This window comes from Clostridium estertheticum (genome assembly GCF_011065935.2).
Taxonomy (GTDB): Bacteria; Bacillota; Clostridia; order Clostridiales; family Clostridiaceae; genus Clostridium_AD; species Clostridium_AD estertheticum_A.
This window is the reverse complement of record NZ_JAAMNH020000001.1, coordinates 3,447,617-3,464,139: the sequence shown is the minus strand read 5'-3', so window position 1 is coordinate 3,464,139 and position 16,523 is coordinate 3,447,617. Positions and strand designations below refer to the sequence as shown.

Sequence of the window (16,523 nt, the reverse complement as noted above, 5' to 3'; positions counted from 1 at the left end):
GGTTTATTATGGCATTTGAAGGATTATCTTCTAAGTTACAGGATACCATAAAAAAATTAAAAGGTAAGGGTAAGCTTTCTGAAAAAGATATTAAAGACGCTATGAGAGAAGTAAAATTAGCATTGCTTGAAGCAGATGTTAATTATAAAGTAGTTAAGGATTTTGTGAAAAATGTTAGTGAAAAGTGTTTAGGTAATGGAGTGTTAGAAAGTTTAACACCTGGGCAACAGGTTATCAAAATTGTTAACGATGAGCTAACTAGTTTAATGGGTAATTCAGAAAGTAAAATAGAGTTTTCTATAAATGGGCTAACAATTATAATGCTCGTAGGTCTTCAAGGTGCTGGTAAAACTACAATGGGTGGAAAACTTGCTCTTTCTTTTAAAAAGAAAAACAAAAAACCATTGTTGGTTGCCTGTGATGTATATAGACCAGCTGCAATTAAACAATTGCAGGTAGTAGGAAAACAAATTGATATTCCAGTATTTACTATGGGAGACAAGGTTAGTCCTGTAGATATTGCAAAAGCATCCTTAGCCTTTGCCAAGGAGAATGGTAATAATGTAGTTATAATTGATACAGCAGGAAGACTTCACATAGATGAAAATCTAATGGAAGAACTTCAAAATATAAAATCAAGTGTAGGACCAAGTGAAATACTACTTGTTGTAGATTCTATGACAGGCCAAGATGCAGTTAATGTTGCAGATAGCTTTAATTCACAACTAGATATAACTGGAGTCATTTTGACTAAATTAGATGGAGATACAAGAGGTGGGGCAGCACTATCTATCAAAGCTATAACTGGCAAATCTATAAAATTTGTTGGTATTGGTGAAAAAATGAATGATTTGGAAGTATTCTATCCTGATAGGATGGCGTCAAGAATACTTGGTATGGGAGATGTACTTTCATTAATTGAAAAAGCACAGCAGTCTATAGATGAAAATGAAGCAAAAGAACTTGGTAGCAGAATGCTTTCTCAAGAATTTAATCTAGAAGACTATTTATCAATGATACAACAAATGAAAAAACTGGGACCATTAGATAAATTAATGGAAATGATGCCTGGTGCTAATAAAAAGGAATTGCAGGGAGTAGACTTTTCTAAAAGCGAAAAAGATATGGGAAAGGTTGAAGCTATTATAAAATCAATGACTGCATTAGAAAGAAAACATCCTAGTATGATTAGTAGCTCTTCTTCTAGAAAAAAGAGAATAGCTAATGGATCAGGTACTTTGGTACAGCAGGTAAATAAACTTTTAAAAGATTTTGAAATGGCAAAGAAAATGATGAAGCAAGCAAAGGGATTCCAAAAACCAGGTAAAAAAGGGTTGTTTGGTAAAATGCCTTTTTAATAAAAAAATTGTAATAAATAAATTTAAGGAGGTGATATACATGGCAGTTAAAATAAGATTAAAAAGAATGGGTGCTAAACATGCTCCATTTTATAGAGTAGTAGTTGCAGATTCAAGAGCACCTAGAGATGGAAGATTTATCGAAGAAATAGGATACTACAACCCAACAACAGAGCCAACAACTATTAAAATCGATGTTGAAAAAGCAGCTAGTTGGATTAAGAATGGTGCACAACCTTCTGATACAGTTAAGAGATTACTTAATAAAATAGCAGTCAACTAGAAAAGTTTGTAAGTAATGAATGGAGGAGTTTTCCATGAAACAGTTACTTGAAGTATTGGCAAAGTCTTTAGTTGATAAACCCGAAATGGTAGTAGTAAACGAAGTAGCGCATGAGCATACGGTAGTCCTTGAATTATCTGTTGCCCATGAGGATATGGGAAAAGTTATAGGGAAACAGGGTAGAATAGCTAAAGCTATTAGAACTGTTGTAAAGGCAGCTGCTGTTAAAGAAAACAAAAAAGTAGTTGTTGAAATAAAGTAAGAGTTAGGTTCAGCCTAACTCTTATTTTAATTAAATATCGGGGGTTTATCTACAAGAGCATTTAAAAATGATTTTTAAATTATAGTTATGCATATAAGCAAGATTGAAAGGAGGGTTTTAAATGAAAGATTTTATGAGTGTAGGTCAGATTGGTAAAACACATGGGTTAAAGGGTGAAGTTAAAGTTTTTTCATTAACTGATTCACTTGAAAGATTTAAAGAATTAAAAAGTGTGTATATTGATGGGGAAATCAGAAAAATTGAAGGTTGTAAACTTCAAGCAGATAAAGCAATACTAAAAATTGAAGGCATAGATACCATAGAACAGGCAGAACTATATAGAAACAAGTATTTGATGGTTAGTCGTGAAAATGCTATTAAATTGCCAGAGGGTAGCTATTATGTAGCTGATTTGATAGATTGCAGTGTTTTCGACGATGCTGGGGAAGAACTCGGAAAAGTATTTGATGTTCTTCATACACCAGGTAATGATGTATATTGGGTTAAGGGGAAAAAAGAAGTGCTTATTCCAGTACTTAAGGATATTGTGGTTAGTATAGATATTGAAAAGCGTGAAATAATAATTAAACCAGTGAATGATTGGCTAGAATGAAAATAGATATATTAACTCTATTTCCTGAAATGTTTGAAATTTTTAATCACAGTATGATTGGAAGAGCTATAGAAAAAAATATACTGGATATTTCACCTCATAATATTCGGGATTATGCCTTAAATAAGCATAAAAAAGTAGATGACTATCCTTATGGTGGTGGAGCGGGAATGGTAATGCTAGCTCAGCCACTAGTTGATTGTATAAAGGATGTTAAATTGCATAATGGCGGAAAGGTAATATTTTTGGGACCAAGAGGGAATACTTTTACTCAAGAAATTGCAAAGCAACTCTGTACGGAAAGTGAATTAATATTTATATGTGGTCATTATGAAGGTATTGATGAGAGAACCTATGATTATATAGATATGGAGCTTTCGCTGGGTGATTATGTTTTGACCGGTGGAGAGATGGCATGTATTCCTATAGTGGACAGTATTTGTAGGTTAATCCCAGGGGTACTATCTTCCGCGGAGAGCTACACAGAAGAATCTTTTTATGATGGAGTATTAGAGTATCCTCAATATACAAGACCGGAATGTTTTGAGGGTAGTGTGGTTCCAGAGGTATTGACCTCGGGACATCATGAAAATGTACGAAAGTGGAGAAGATTGCAATCTCTTTTAATAACTAAAGAAAAAAGACCGGATATGTTCCAAAAACTTAAACTCACTAAGGAAGATAAAAAACTATTGTGCAAGGAAGCCGAAAAAATAGTATAAACAACAGTGATTTATTTAAAATCAAATAAAAAAAATACCTTATATATGTGCATAAAAGATATTTTTATGTTGATATATATATATATATATGATAGAATGTACCTTGTGCTAGTACGGGCGGTCCTCTGTCATATTATAAGGGCATGAACGTCACAATAAAACTTTAAGGAGGGAATGCACATGTTAGAAATTATAAGAGCAATAGAAGCAGAACAAATTAGAACAGACTTACCAAACTTTAGTGTAGGTGATACTGTTAAGGTTCACATCAAAATCAGTGAAGGTAACAAAGAAAGAGTTCAAGTATTCGAAGGAACCGTTCTTAAGAGACAAAACGGCGGTTTAAGAGAAACTTTCACAGTAAGAAGAGTAGCATCTGGTGTTGGTGTTGAAAAAACATTCCCAGTAAACGCTCCAGTTATTGAGAAAATTGAAATCGTAAGATTAGGTAAAGTTAGAAGAGCTAAACTATTCTACTTAAGAGATAGAGTTGGTAAGGCTGCAAAAGTTAAAGAAAGAATGAGATAAAATTGGGGGGGCTGTAAAGTCCCTTTTTATTTTTAGGTTGCTTTAAGAAGGAAAAGCCTATATAAGGCTTTATCCATTAAATAGTACGGAAAGGATTCGATAATATGAGCATGACCATAAATTGGTTTCCAGGGCATATGGCGAAAACGAGGAGACAAATTCAAGAGAGTTTAAAACTTGTTGACGCTGTAATAGAAATTAGAGATGCAAGAATAGTTAAATCAAGTGCCAACCCACAAATCGATGAGATTTGCAAAGATAAGCCTAGAGTAATTTTATTAAACAAATGTGATTTAGCTGAAGATAAAGTGACTAAACAATGGATAGAAAAACTAACAACTGATAATGTAAAGCCACTGGCTGTGAATTGTATTACTGGTCAAGGGCTAAAAATGATAAAGATTACTCTTGATGAATTATTGAAAGAAAAGCATGATAGACAAAGGAAAAAAGGGTTAGTGAATATTGTTACTAGAGTTATGGTAGTTGGTATACCTAATGTTGGTAAATCTTCTTTTATAAACAAACTAGGGAAAAATAACATTACTAAAACGGGAGATAGACCAGGAGTTACTAAAAGCAAGCAATGGGTAAAAACTAGCTTAGGAATAGAGCTAATGGATACTCCAGGTGTATTATGGCCTAGATTTGAAGACGAGACAGTTGGACTTAATTTGGCATTTACAGGTGCGGTAAAAGATGAAGTCATAGATATAGAGGAATTAGCACTCAGATTAGTAGAAAGACTTCAAACTAATAATGCTGAGCGATTAATGGAAAGATATAAACTTACAGAAATTATGGAGAATCCTATAGACAATCTAGATAATATAGCTAAAAAAAGGGGATCTGTAATATCTAGGGGTAATATTGACTATAATAGAGTGGCAGTTATGCTTTTAGATGAATTTAGAGGTGGAAAATTAGGACCGATATCTTTAGAAAGAGTAGAATAAGTTTAAATATTATAAAGGATAATCATATTTAATTTTAAATTTATTAAATACACAACTTTCTGTTTAAAAGTAGATTACAATAAACAATTGCTATCTACTAAGGGAATAACGGAAGGTTGTCTTTTTTTACAAAATTAATCAAGACAATTTATAAAGTATTAAGGAGAAAATGCTATGGAGTTTAATATTGATTTTTCAAACATGAGCTATAGTGAAATATCTAGTTATGTGTTAAAAATTGAAAACGATATCAAATATATTAATAGGGCAAGTATAATTGAAATGCTCGTGCAAGATCATAGGAAGACTGTTCAAAAATTAGGGAATAAAATGTATAAAAGCACTGAGTTAAAAGAAAAGGAATTTCAGAGAGTTAAAAAAATGTACGAATTTGATAGAAGCTTTGGTAACTATAAATACATTGCTGGAGTTGATGAAGTAGGGCGAGGTCCTCTAGCGGGCCCCATAGTAGCAGCGGCTGTAATATTAGATTTAGAAGCGAATGAGGAGAAAGATTTAATCCTAAGAGCAAACGATTCTAAAAAATTGTCAATAGCTGTAAGGAAAGAACTATCTTATATTATTAAAGAAAAAGCCCTAGCCTATAAAATTATTGCTATTGACAATAACCTTATTGATGAAAAGGGTATTGGCTTTTGCAATAATCAAGTATTTTTAGACAGTTGTGATGAGATTTCTATTGTGCCAGATTTAGTTTTATCTGACGGCTACAAAATAAAAAACTTCTCGAATTTAAATGAGTTTGTAATAAAAGGAGATACTAAAAGTATAAGTATAGCTTGTGCTTCTATAATTGCAAAAGTATATAGAGATGAACTGATGTTTAAGTATCATGATTTATACCCAAATTATGGGTTTGATAGAAATGTTGGGTACGGAACGCAGGAGCATGTGCTTGCTATAAAAAAATATGGAACTACTCCAATACATAGAGAAAGTTTTTTAAGAAATATTCTAGAAAATAATAATAATAATAATAATAATTAACAAAAAATTTACAAATGCACTTTAAAATTATAAAAGTGCATTTGTTTTTTTTTGTTATTTTTCCTAAAATCATAATTGAAAAGCATCTTGGATATGATTAACTAAAAAATCATTATTATCATGGCTCAGTAGGACTTCTATAACATCAAATCTAAAATTTGAGTCTATAATATTTTTTCTTAAAATATATACTTGGGCTGTTTTATGAATTTTATACTGCTTTGAAAATATGACTGATTCGGAGGGTATTCCAAAATTCGCTGTATATCTAGTTTTCACTTCTATAAAACAAATGTAACCATTATTTGTTGCTATCAGGTCGATTTCACCACATTTACATCTGAAATTTTTTTCTAAAATACTATATCCTAAATTTTTTAAATAATTTTCTGATATATCTTCTCCAAGTGTTCCAATATCTTTATTGAAAGTCTTCATGAATAAACCATCCTTCCATAAGTTCGATAATTTGTATGGATTTAATATTAAATTAAAAAAAAATAAAAATCAACAAAATGTTAATAATCAGTAAAATATATTTTTTTAACTTACGTACTAATAATTATGTACATAAATTTAAAAGTAAATGTAAATTTAATTTAATATTAAGTTTACTGAATGCTATTTTGTCAATAATTATGTAATGAGAAATAATAAGGGTAAGGGTGATAATATGGCGATACAAATTATGTCTGCTGCATTTACAGGAATTAAAGGAGTTATAGTTACCGTTGAAATTGATATAACAAGAGGACTACCCGCACTAAATATTGTTGGTCTAGCAGATATTTCAGTTAAAGAATCAAAAGAAAGAGTACGCTCTGCAATATTAAATTCAGGGTTTGATTTTCCAGTTCATAGAATAACTATAAATTTAGCGCCAGCGGATTTGAAAAAAGAAGGCTCTCTATTTGATTTACCTATAGCTATAGGTATCCTGCTTGCAACTAAACAAATAATTGTTGATGATATTAATGATTATCTTTTTATAGGGGAATTATCACTATCTGGTGGACTTAAGAAAGTAAGAGGCTCATTGCCAGTTGTCATGGAGGGAATAGAAAAAAATATTGAAAAGTTTATTGTTCCGACTGATAATGCAAAAGAATGTAGCCTTGTTAAAACGGCTAAAATATATCCACTAGATAATTTAAATCAAGTAGTGGATTTTCTTAATTATAAGGACTTGATGCCTTATAAGCAGTGCAATGATACAGAGATATTAATCAATGAAGAGTTAGATTTTGAGGATGTTATGGGGCAGGAGAGCTCAAAACGTGCCATTGAAGTAGCAGCAGCTGGTGGTCATAATTTGCTTATGTATGGCCCACCAGGTTCTGGAAAATCAATGATGGCTAAGAGGATTCCAACTATATTACCCTCCTTAAGTCGGGAGGAGTCGCTGGAGGTTACTAAAATTTATAGTGTTTCAGGCATGCTTTCCGGTAATGGAGGCATTATTGTGCAAAGACCTTTTAGAAATCCACATCATACTATATCACGAATTGCTTTTGTAGGCGGTGGAAATAAAATAATACCTGGAGAGATCTCTTTAGCACATAAGGGGGTACTGTTTTTAGATGAGATATTAGAATTTAAAAAGAATGTAATAGAAATATTAAGGCAGCCGTTAGAGGAGAGAAAAATCAATATTTCAAGGTATAATGGAACAGTTGAATATCCATCAAACTTTATGTTTGTAAGTGCTTTAAATCCCTGTCCATGCGGATATTATGGCTCTTATGAAAAGCAATGTAGCTGTAGTGACTATGAAAGACGAAGGTATTTGCATAAACTCTCGGGACCACTACTCGACCGCATTGATATTTTTACAGCAGCGAATCTTCTGCCCTATAATAAAATAGCGAGTGTAGCGAATAGCGAAAAATCTGTGAATATTAGAAAACGAGTAGAAGCAGCAAGAAAAATTCAGGAAAAAAGATTCAGGAGTGATAAAATTAATTGTAATGCAGAGATGAGTCAAAAGCTAATTAAAAAATACTGCCATTTGGACAATAGTGCTAGTAATATTATGGAGTTAATGTATGATAAATTTAGTCTAAGTTCAAGAGCTTACTCTAGGATTCTTAAGGTAGCTAGGACTATTGCGGATTTAGATAGCAGTAAAAATATCTTAGATATACATATTATTGAAGCAATGCAATATAGAAAATTTATAGATGAAAGAATAGTTTAATCATATTGCAGCTTCGAAGAAAATCAATGGCTTCGCAGCTGTAAATTAATTAATAGAAATTTTAATGTGTTGGAGGTATATTAGTATAATGAATGATTATGATATATGGTTTTCACTAGTAAAATTATCCCCTAAAATTAAGCTAAAATTAATAAATGATTTCCATGATACAGAAAAAGTATGGTATTATGGTATACATGACAAAAAAACAGAATATTTCAATAAAAATTTAATGGACCTTTTAAACAATGCTTGGAATAAAAGTGAAATTGATAATGTAAAAAGAAACTTAGAAATTAATGAAATAAAATCTATCTCTTATCATGATGATGAATATCCAAAGAAATTAAAAAATTATGATGATGCACCATTTTCATTATTTTATAAAGGAAACATAATGCCTATAAATGAGGGGTATAATATTTCTATAGTGGGATCAAGGAAGTATTCAAATTACGGAAAGGATGTTACTAAAATTATATGCAGAGATTTATGTGCAAATAATATTAATATTATTAGTGGAATGGCTAAGGGAATTGATACTTTTGCTCATGAGAGCTGTCTCAGTAATGAAGGCTATACTTGTGCAGTTTTGGGCTCAGGCCTCGATATAGTGTACCCTAAAGAAAACTATAAAATCTTCAATAAAATAGTTCAAAGTGGCTGCGTTATTTCAGAATTTTTACCGGGCACACCGCCCTATGCCTATAATTTTCCACTTAGGAATAGAATAATAAGTGCTCTAAGTGATATTATTATAGTAATAGAGGCTGGTGAGAAAAGTGGATCCTTAATTACAGCAAATTTGGCTCTTGAGCAAGGTAAGGATGTTATGGCTGTCCCAGGGTCTATATTTTCAGAGGAAAGTAAAGGCACAAATAAATTAATTAAGGATGGAGCCTTCCCATTGACCTGTGCAAATGATATATTTAATTTGATTGGAATAGAAATGAAAAATCAAAAGGAAACCACTGCAAGGTCTTTTAATAATGAAATTCATAGTGGGATATATCGCATTATAAATGATAGTCCACTACATATTAACGATATTATTAGAATAACTAACATTGACATAAAACAATTATATGAGGTATTATTTGAAATGCAGATTAAAAATGAAATATTATGTTTATCAGGAAACTATTATGTAAGAGTAAACAACAAAATATAAGTAAAAAGATATAATACATTGATGGAGGGGATAAGATGGGACAAAAACTTGTTATAGTTGAGTCACCAGCAAAAGCTAAAACTATAAAAAAATATTTAGGTAGTAATTATGTAGTTGAAGCGTCCATGGGACATGTTAGAGATTTACCAAAAAGCCAATTGGGGGTTGATATAGAAAATAATTATCAACCTAAATATATAACTATCCGCGGTAAGGGTGAACTACTTGATAAATTAAGAAAAGAAGCAAAAAAAAGCGACAAAATTTACTTAGCGACTGACCCTGATAGAGAAGGTGAAGCTATAGCTTGGCATTTAGCAAAAGCCTTGAAAATAGATGAAAAAGACAAGTGTAGAATAGAATTTAATGAGATAACAAAAACAGCTGTTAAAAATGCCATAAAATCTCCAAGAGTAATAAATGAAACACTTGTGGATGCCCAACAAGCAAGGCGTATACTTGATAGATTAGTTGGATATGAAATTAGTCCTATACTTTGGAGAAAAGTTAAATGGGGACTTAGTGCTGGACGTGTGCAATCAGTTACGCTTAAAATAATCTGCGATAGACAAAAGGAAATAGAAAATTTCATCACTAAAGAGTACTGGAGTATAGAATGCCTGTTATTTAAAGAAGGAGATAAGCAGAAATTAAATGTTAAGTTAGCTTCTAAGGGTGGGGAGAAAATCGAGATAAATTCTAAAGAAGAAAGTGATATTATTATTAATTCACTTAATGAAAAAGAGTTTGTTGTAGGTAAAATAAAGAGATTATCCAAAAATAAAAATCCGCTACCACCATTTACAACAAGTACGCTTCAGCAAGATGCGTATAGAAAACTTAATTTTCCCACTAAAAAAACTATGTCTATAGCACAGCAATTATATGAAGGCATAGAGGTAGAGGGGTATGGAACAGTAGGCTTAATTACATATATGAGAACTGATTCTACTAGAATATCTGAAGAAGCTCAAAAAAATACAAAAGAGTTTATTAATAATAAATATGGGGAACAATATAGTCCTAACACTCCTAGAATATTTAAAAGCAAAAAGAATATACAAGATGCGCATGAAGCTGTTAGGCCTTCTTATGTTGAAATAACACCAGAAATAGCAAAGAAAAACCTTAAAGATCCGCAATACAAATTATATACCTTGATTTGGAATAGGTATGTGGCAAGTCAAATGGAATCCTGCGTGCTTGATACTATTTCTATAGATATTGTCAATGGGGATTATATGCTTAAGGCATCGGGGTCTAAAGTGGCCTTCGACGGATTTAGAAAAATATATAATGAAGAGCTGGACGAAGAGGAAAATACTTTAAAACTTCCAGAATTAAATGAAGATGATATTTTAATCAGTGAAAAAACTGAAGGGAAACAACATTTTACGCAGCCGCCTGCAAGGTATTCTGAGGCATCCCTAGTAAAAACATTAGAAGAGAATGGAATAGGAAGACCCAGTACTTATGCGCCAATTATTTCAACGCTTCTTGGTAGAAAATATGTAGAAAAAGACAAAAAAACATTAGAAGTAACGGAACTTGGAAATATAGTAAATAACATTGTAAGTGAATACTTTAAACAGATTGTAGATATTGAATTTACAGCACAAATGGAAAATAATTTAGATATTATAGAAGAAGGACAAGAAAAATGGGAAAATGTAGTTAATGAGTTTTTTACACCACTGAAAAAGGATATTGAAATTGCTGAAAAAGAGATAGCTAAAATTACCATTGAAGATGAAGTTACAGAGGTAGAATGCGATAAATGCGGTAAGTTCATGGTAATAAAACATGGGAGATTTGGTGATTTCTTGGCATGTCCTGGATATCCAGAATGTAAAAATACAAAAGCAATTACTAAAGAATTAGAAGTTCCTTGTCCTAAATGTGGAGGGAAGATTTTAGAACGAAGAAGTAAGAAGGGCACTAAGTTTTACGGATGTAGCAATTATCCAGAGTGTGATTTTGTAAGTTGGTTTGAGCCCACTGACATAAAATGCTCTGAGTGTAGTGAATACATGTTAAAAAGGTATAGTAAAACTAAAGGCGAATATATGGAATGTTCTAATAAAGAATGTAAGCATAAGGAATACAAAGTAGAGGAAAATACTGAAGGAAATACTGAAAAAAAGTAAAATTATTATTATTATTATTTAACCAATTCACTAAAACTTCATAAATATTATGTCGAAATTTATGAAAACACTGTTGATATAGCATGAATACTGTGATATTATTAAATAGAGGCCGAACGATTCTAAAAATTTTTAATATTTTAAATATTTTGAATTTTATCTATTCAGAAGTAGTTCTTGAAAAAAGTTGCTTTATGAGTTGGGTTAAATAATATAGATTGTGTTTATAACATAAACGAGGAGGAATATTGTGTCATTATTAGCTAAAACAAGAATGTTAAACAAAATATTGCAAAAATCAGGAACAGAGCCTGTAGTTTTTGATGATATTTGTAATTTGCTAAGCGATGTATTACAGTGTAGTGTGTACATTATTAGCAGAAGAGGTAAAATACTGGGTTATGATTTATCAAGCGGATACGAATGTGATATTATGAAAGACGACATTATAAAAAATATGAGGTTTCCAGAAGATTACAATGGTAGTTTGCTTAATATCAATGAAACAAAGGCCAATCTTACTAATAAAGACAACTGTGTATTCGCAGATAGTAAGGAATGTACAATAGAAAATAAAATAACCACTATTGTACCAATAAACGGAAACAGAGAAAGATTAGGTACTCTTTTACTTGCAAGATTTGATAAAGACTTTACAGATGATGATTTAGTTTTAGTTGAGTATAGTGCTACTATAGTTGGTCTCGAAATTTTGAGATCTAAAAATGATTTGATAGAAGAAGAAGCAAGAAAGAAAGCTGTAGTACAACTTGCTATTGGAACCTTATCCTATTCTGAACTTGAAGCTGTACAACATATTTTTAATGAATTAGATGGTAGCGAAGGATTACTAGTAGCATCTAGAATAGCAGACAAAGTAGGAATAACAAGATCTGTTATAGTTAATGCACTTAGAAAATTCGAAAGTGCAGGAGTAATAGAATCAAGATCACTTGGAATGAAAGGTACTCATATTAAGATTTTAAATGAGAAACTAATGGATGAACTTAAAAAAATAAAATAAACTGAGTCAGGGCAATGAAGCTCTGACTCGTTTTTTTTAGCTCTTAAAGTATAAATATGTAATAAATGAAGATATTAATAATGCATTATTTTTTTAATCCCATTAAAAGTTTTCAACTTTATTAAAAATTTTCATTGAATACATATTTACCATGTGATACAATAAGTTAGTGAGAAAATACACACATTGCTTAATTATGGAAGGGTGCCAATATTTGGTCTTCAATAAGATGATGGTAATGGAGGTAAAAACCAAGGAGGTTACTATTAATGGCAGTTATATCAATGAAACAATTATTAGAAGCGGGTGTTCATTTTGGACATCAAACTAGAAGGTGGAACCCTAAGATGGCTCCGTACATATTTACAGAAAGAAACGGAATATACATTATCGATTTACAAAAAACAGTTAGAAAAATCGATGAGGCATATGACTTTATTAAATCTGTATCTGAAGAAGGTAAGGATGTTCTATTCGTAGGAACAAAAAAACAAGCTCAAGAAGCTATTAAATTTGAAGCAATAAGATCAGGAATGCATTTTGTAAACAATAGATGGTTAGGCGGAATGTTAACAAACTTCAAAACAATTAAAACAAGAATACAAAGATTAGAAGAATTATATAAAATGGAAGAAGATGGGATTTTCGAAGTTCTTCCTAAAAAAGAAGTTAGTAAACTTTTAAATGAAAGAGAAAAACTAGAAAAGAATTTAGGCGGAATCAGAAGCATGGATGCAAACAAAATTGGAGCTCTATTTATAGTAGACCCAAGAAAAGAAAAAAATGCAATTTCTGAAGCTAAAATTCTTGGAATTCCTGTAGTTGCTATAGTTGACACTAACTGTGATCCAGATGAAGTTGATTATGTAATTCCAGGTAATGATGATGCTATAAGAGCAGTTAAATTAATAACTGAAAGATTAGCTGATGCAATTATAGAAGGAAGACAAGGCGAACAATTAGCTGAATAATAGTAACTATATTTATTTAATAGGAATAGTAACTATATTTATCTAAAACATAATTATGGAATAAAAGTTGAGGGGTAGGTGGAAGTTAATTCTTTCATTTACCTTTTAAGTTAGATAGGAATAGGAGGAAAAAATAATGATTACTGCAAGCATGGTTAAAGAGTTAAGAGAAAGAACTGGGGCTGGAATGATGGATTGTAAAAGAGCTCTAAGTGAAACAGAGGGTGATATGGATAAAGCCATTGAACTTTTAAGAGAAAAAGGATTAGCTGCTGCTGCTAAAAAAGCTGGAAGAATAGCGGCAGAAGGTTTAGTATGCACATATATTTCAGAAGATATGAAGGTTGGAGCTGTTGTAGAAGTTAACTGTGAAACAGACTTCGTTGCTGATAATGAAGACTTTGTTACACTAGCTAAAAATGTAGCAATCCAAGGAGCACAAACTACTTCAACTACTATTGATGAATTCATTGCTGAAAAATACATAGCTAATGAAGCCATTACTATTAATGAGGCTGTTACAGCACTAATAGCTAAATTGGGCGAGAACATGTCTGTAAGAAGATTTCAAAAGTTTGCAATTGAAAATGGTGTAGTTCAAAGCTATGTTCACGGTGGTGGAAGAATAGGCGTTTTAGTAGAACTTGCTTGTGATAAACAAGATGATGTTCTAATTCAGATTGCTAAAGATGTTGCAATGCAAATTGCAGCTGCTAGTCCACTGTTCTTAGATAATACATGCGTTGATCATGAAACTTTAGAAAAAGAAAAAGAAATATACAGAGTTCAAGCTTTAAATGAAGGAAAACCAGAAAAAATCGTTGAAAAAATGGTAATGGGTAGAGTAAATAAATATTATAAAGAAGTTTGTTTGCTTGAACAAGTTTGGGTTAAAAATGCTGACTATAGTATTACAAAATATCTTCAAGAAGAATCTACAAAACTTGGTGCTGAAATAAAGATAACAAGATTTGTAAGATTCGAAAGAGGCGAAGGTATAGAAAAGAAGGTAGAGGACTTTGCTGAAGAAGTTCGAAGACAAGTAGAAGGTAAATAATAATTAAAGGGAACACTGAGTGTTCTCTTTTTTAAAATAAGTAATACTTTAAATTTGGAGGTATAATGTTTATGGAGATTGCTAAGTATAAAAGAATTATGTTAAAAATTTCCGGAGAAGCACTAGCTGGTGAAAAAGGATTTGGAATAGACTTTGATACTACAAATGAAATAGCACTTCAAATAAAAGAATTGGTAAAGCTCGGTGTAGAAATAGGAATAGTTGTCGGTGGTGGAAATATATGGCGTGGTAGAAGTGGTGAAGGCATGGACAGGACTACTGCAGATTATATGGGAATGATGGCAACTTGCATCAATGCATTAGCACTTCAAGATTCACTAGAAAATCTAGGTGTGAAAACTAGAGTACAAACTGCCATTGAAATGAAGGAAGTAGCTGAGCCATTTATAAGAAGAAGAGCAATGAGACATTTGGAAAAAGGCAGGGTTGTTATCTTCGCAGCTGGTACAGGTAATCCATATTTTTCAACTGATACAACAGCAGCGCTCAGGGCGGCAGAAATAGAAGCTGAAGTAATACTCCTTGCTAAAAAAGTTGATGGAGTTTACGATAAGGATCCACATATATATAATGACGCAGTGAAGTTTGATGAGCTAAGTTATATAAACGTGCTTGAAAAAGGACTTCAAGTTATGGATTCTACTGCTACATCATTATGTATGGATAACAATATACCTATATTAGTTTTTGGGCTTGATAAACCAGAGAATATAAAAAAAGCAGTTTTAGGAGAAAAAATAGGTACTTTAGTAACTGCTTCTATTAAAGAATAACAATAATATGGAGGGAATTCTATGATTAAAGAAATTATTAGTATTGCTGATGAAAAAATGAATAAAACTATTGCTGTTTTAAAACATGAGTTTGAAGGTATGAAAGCGGGAAGAGCAAATCCTAAAATGTTAGATAGGGTTCATGTTGAATGTTATGGAAGTCTTATGCCACTCAGTCAACTAGCAAATATTTCTGCGCCAGAACCTAGAGTACTACTAATTCAGCCTTGGGACAAATCATCTATGAAAGATATAGAAAAAGCTATATTGAAATCTGATTTAGGATTAAACCCATCAAATGATGGTACATCAATTAGATTGATTATTTCTGAACTTACGCAGGAAACAAGAAAAACTCTGCTTAAAACTGTTAAGAAAACAGGCGAAGATGCTAAAATAGCAATAAGATCTATTAGGCGAGATGCTAATGATAAAATAAAGACTTTGAAAAAAAACAATGAAGTTACTGAAGATGAAGTGAAAAAATCAGAAGATATCATCCAAAAGGAAACAGACAAATTCATTAAAGAAGTAGATAAAATGATAGACACTAAAGAAAAAGAAATAATGGTAGTTTAGTATATAATTTTAAATAGAACCTGCAGTTATGCAGGTTCTATTTAAAATTATACTATAACTAGTAAAAAGGAGAGAATTTTATTGAAAAAATTATTCGCTTTTTTTAGGAAAACTAAAAATGCAAGTAATAATGTTGAGTTAGATATGACGAGGATACCTGCGCATATTGCAATTATTATGGATGGAAATGGTAGATGGGCCAAACAGCATAAGCTGCCTAGAGCGCTTGGACATAAGGCTGGCGTAGAAGCAATAAGGAAAATCGTAAAAGAATGTAACAACTTAGGGGTTAAATACCTAACATTGTACGCATTTTCCACTGAAAATTGGAATAGGCCAATGCAAGAAATAGATTCACTAATGAAATTATTAGTAGAATATTTAAAAAATGAGGTTGAGGAATTAAACGCCAATAATGTTGTTATTAATTCTATTGGTAACATATCAAAGTTACCAAGGATATGTAGAGTAGAACTCGATAATGCCTATGAAAAAACAAAGAATAATAAGGGCTTAATTTTAAATTTAGCTTTAAATTACGGCGGAAGAAATGAAATAGTAGATGCTGTAAAAGAAATTTCAAGAGATTTAATTAGTAAAAAAATATCAAAAGATGAAATAACTGAAGAGCTATTTTCAAAATATATGTATACCAGGGAAATGCCAGATCCGGACCTTATAATAAGACCCAGTGGAGAGCTACGATTAAGCAACTTTTTGCTATGGCAAAGCGCATATTCAGAATTTTGGTTCTCGGATATTAATTGGCCAGATTTTAATGAGAAGCAGCTAACACTTGCAATAGGAGATTATCAGAAAAGAGACAGAAGATTTGGAAAGGTTAAATAAGGGA

18 protein-coding genes are annotated in these 16,523 nt (G+C 31.6%); 17 read left to right on the top strand and 1 reads right to left on the bottom strand.

Features of this window, described 5'->3' with window-relative positions; genetic code table 11:
- Window positions 1–8 precede the first annotated feature (8 nt).
- The 8 genes from ffh (at window position 9) to G9F72_RS16435 (ending at window position 5,730) form a co-directional block, all read left to right on the top strand.
- A complete protein-coding gene (gene ffh / locus G9F72_RS16470) occupies window positions 9–1,358 on the top strand; it encodes a signal recognition particle protein (protein WP_164955723.1) in 1,350 nt (449 codons plus the stop codon).
- 40 nt (window positions 1,359–1,398) lie between these two features.
- Window positions 1,399–1,641 carry a 30S ribosomal protein S16 gene (gene rpsP, locus G9F72_RS16465; RefSeq protein ID WP_164955722.1) on the top strand — a complete coding sequence of 81 codons (243 nt, stop codon included), beginning with the start codon at window positions 1,399–1,401 and terminating at the stop codon, window positions 1,639–1,641.
- Between the two features lie 34 nt (window positions 1,642–1,675).
- Window positions 1,676–1,903, top strand: a complete 228-nt coding sequence (locus G9F72_RS16460; protein ID WP_124999039.1) for a KH domain-containing protein — start codon at window positions 1,676–1,678, stop codon at window positions 1,901–1,903.
- A 121-nt stretch (window positions 1,904–2,024) separates the two neighbouring features.
- Complete coding sequence (rimM, locus tag G9F72_RS16455) at window positions 2,025–2,516, top strand: ribosome maturation factor RimM (RefSeq protein WP_164955721.1); 492 nt, start codon at window positions 2,025–2,027, stop codon at window positions 2,514–2,516.
- Entirely contained in the window at window positions 2,513–3,238 is a 726-nt protein-coding gene (gene trmD, locus G9F72_RS16450) for a tRNA (guanosine(37)-N1)-methyltransferase TrmD (RefSeq protein ID WP_164955720.1), read from the top strand. The genes rimM and trmD overlap by 4 nt, the downstream gene beginning before the upstream one ends.
- A gap of 180 nt (window positions 3,239–3,418) precedes the next feature.
- Complete coding sequence (rplS, locus tag G9F72_RS16445) at window positions 3,419–3,766, top strand: 50S ribosomal protein L19 (RefSeq protein WP_164956067.1); 348 nt, start codon at window positions 3,419–3,421, stop codon at window positions 3,764–3,766.
- A gap of 110 nt (window positions 3,767–3,876) precedes the next feature.
- Window positions 3,877–4,722 carry a ribosome biogenesis GTPase YlqF gene (ylqF, locus tag G9F72_RS16440; RefSeq protein ID WP_164956066.1) on the top strand — a complete coding sequence of 282 codons (846 nt, stop codon included), beginning with the start codon at window positions 3,877–3,879 and terminating at the stop codon, window positions 4,720–4,722.
- A gap of 201 nt (window positions 4,723–4,923) precedes the next feature.
- Entirely contained in the window at window positions 4,924–5,730 is an 807-nt protein-coding gene (locus G9F72_RS16435; RefSeq protein ID WP_411955962.1) for a ribonuclease HII, read from the top strand.
- A gap of 69 nt (window positions 5,731–5,799) precedes the next feature.
- Here the strand turns inward: G9F72_RS16435 and G9F72_RS16430 are convergent, their stop codons facing one another.
- Entirely contained in the window at window positions 5,800–6,168 is a 369-nt protein-coding gene (locus G9F72_RS16430; protein WP_164955718.1) for a YraN family protein, read from the bottom strand.
- 235 nt (window positions 6,169–6,403) lie between these two features.
- Between G9F72_RS16430 and G9F72_RS16425 the strand changes: the two genes are divergently transcribed.
- The 9 genes from G9F72_RS16425 (at window position 6,404) to G9F72_RS16385 (ending at window position 16,519) form a co-directional block, all read left to right on the top strand.
- Window positions 6,404–7,927: a YifB family Mg chelatase-like AAA ATPase gene (locus G9F72_RS16425; protein ID WP_164955717.1), complete on the top strand. Its 1,524-nt coding sequence runs from the start codon at window positions 6,404–6,406 to the stop codon at window positions 7,925–7,927.
- An 88-nt stretch (window positions 7,928–8,015) separates the two neighbouring features.
- Window positions 8,016–9,098, top strand: a complete 1,083-nt coding sequence (gene dprA / locus G9F72_RS16420; RefSeq protein ID WP_164955716.1) for a DNA-processing protein DprA — start codon at window positions 8,016–8,018, stop codon at window positions 9,096–9,098.
- Between the two features lie 35 nt (window positions 9,099–9,133).
- The gene (gene topA, locus G9F72_RS16415; protein WP_164955715.1) at window positions 9,134–11,245 is read left to right on the top strand and encodes a type I DNA topoisomerase; all 2,112 of its coding nucleotides are present in this window, start codon (window positions 9,134–9,136) and stop codon (window positions 11,243–11,245) included.
- A gap of 247 nt (window positions 11,246–11,492) precedes the next feature.
- On the top strand, window positions 11,493–12,269 hold the full coding sequence (codY, locus tag G9F72_RS16410) for a GTP-sensing pleiotropic transcriptional regulator CodY (RefSeq protein ID WP_164956065.1): 777 nt from the start codon (window positions 11,493–11,495) through the stop codon (window positions 12,267–12,269).
- Window positions 12,270–12,538: 269 nt separating this feature from the next.
- Entirely contained in the window at window positions 12,539–13,240 is a 702-nt protein-coding gene (gene rpsB / locus G9F72_RS16405) for a 30S ribosomal protein S2 (RefSeq protein ID WP_164955714.1), read from the top strand.
- 136 nt (window positions 13,241–13,376) lie between these two features.
- Window positions 13,377–14,297: a translation elongation factor Ts gene (gene tsf / locus G9F72_RS16400; RefSeq protein ID WP_164955713.1), complete on the top strand. Its 921-nt coding sequence runs from the start codon at window positions 13,377–13,379 to the stop codon at window positions 14,295–14,297.
- Window positions 14,298–14,368: 71 nt separating this feature from the next.
- Complete coding sequence (pyrH, locus tag G9F72_RS16395) at window positions 14,369–15,091, top strand: UMP kinase (protein WP_164955712.1); 723 nt, start codon at window positions 14,369–14,371, stop codon at window positions 15,089–15,091.
- 21 nt (window positions 15,092–15,112) lie between these two features.
- Window positions 15,113–15,670 carry a ribosome recycling factor gene (gene frr, locus G9F72_RS16390; protein ID WP_164955711.1) on the top strand — a complete coding sequence of 186 codons (558 nt, stop codon included), beginning with the start codon at window positions 15,113–15,115 and terminating at the stop codon, window positions 15,668–15,670.
- 144 nt (window positions 15,671–15,814) lie between these two features.
- Window positions 15,815–16,519: an isoprenyl transferase gene (locus tag G9F72_RS16385; RefSeq protein WP_263487169.1), complete on the top strand. Its 705-nt coding sequence runs from the start codon at window positions 15,815–15,817 to the stop codon at window positions 16,517–16,519.
- Window positions 16,520–16,523 lie beyond the last annotated feature (4 nt).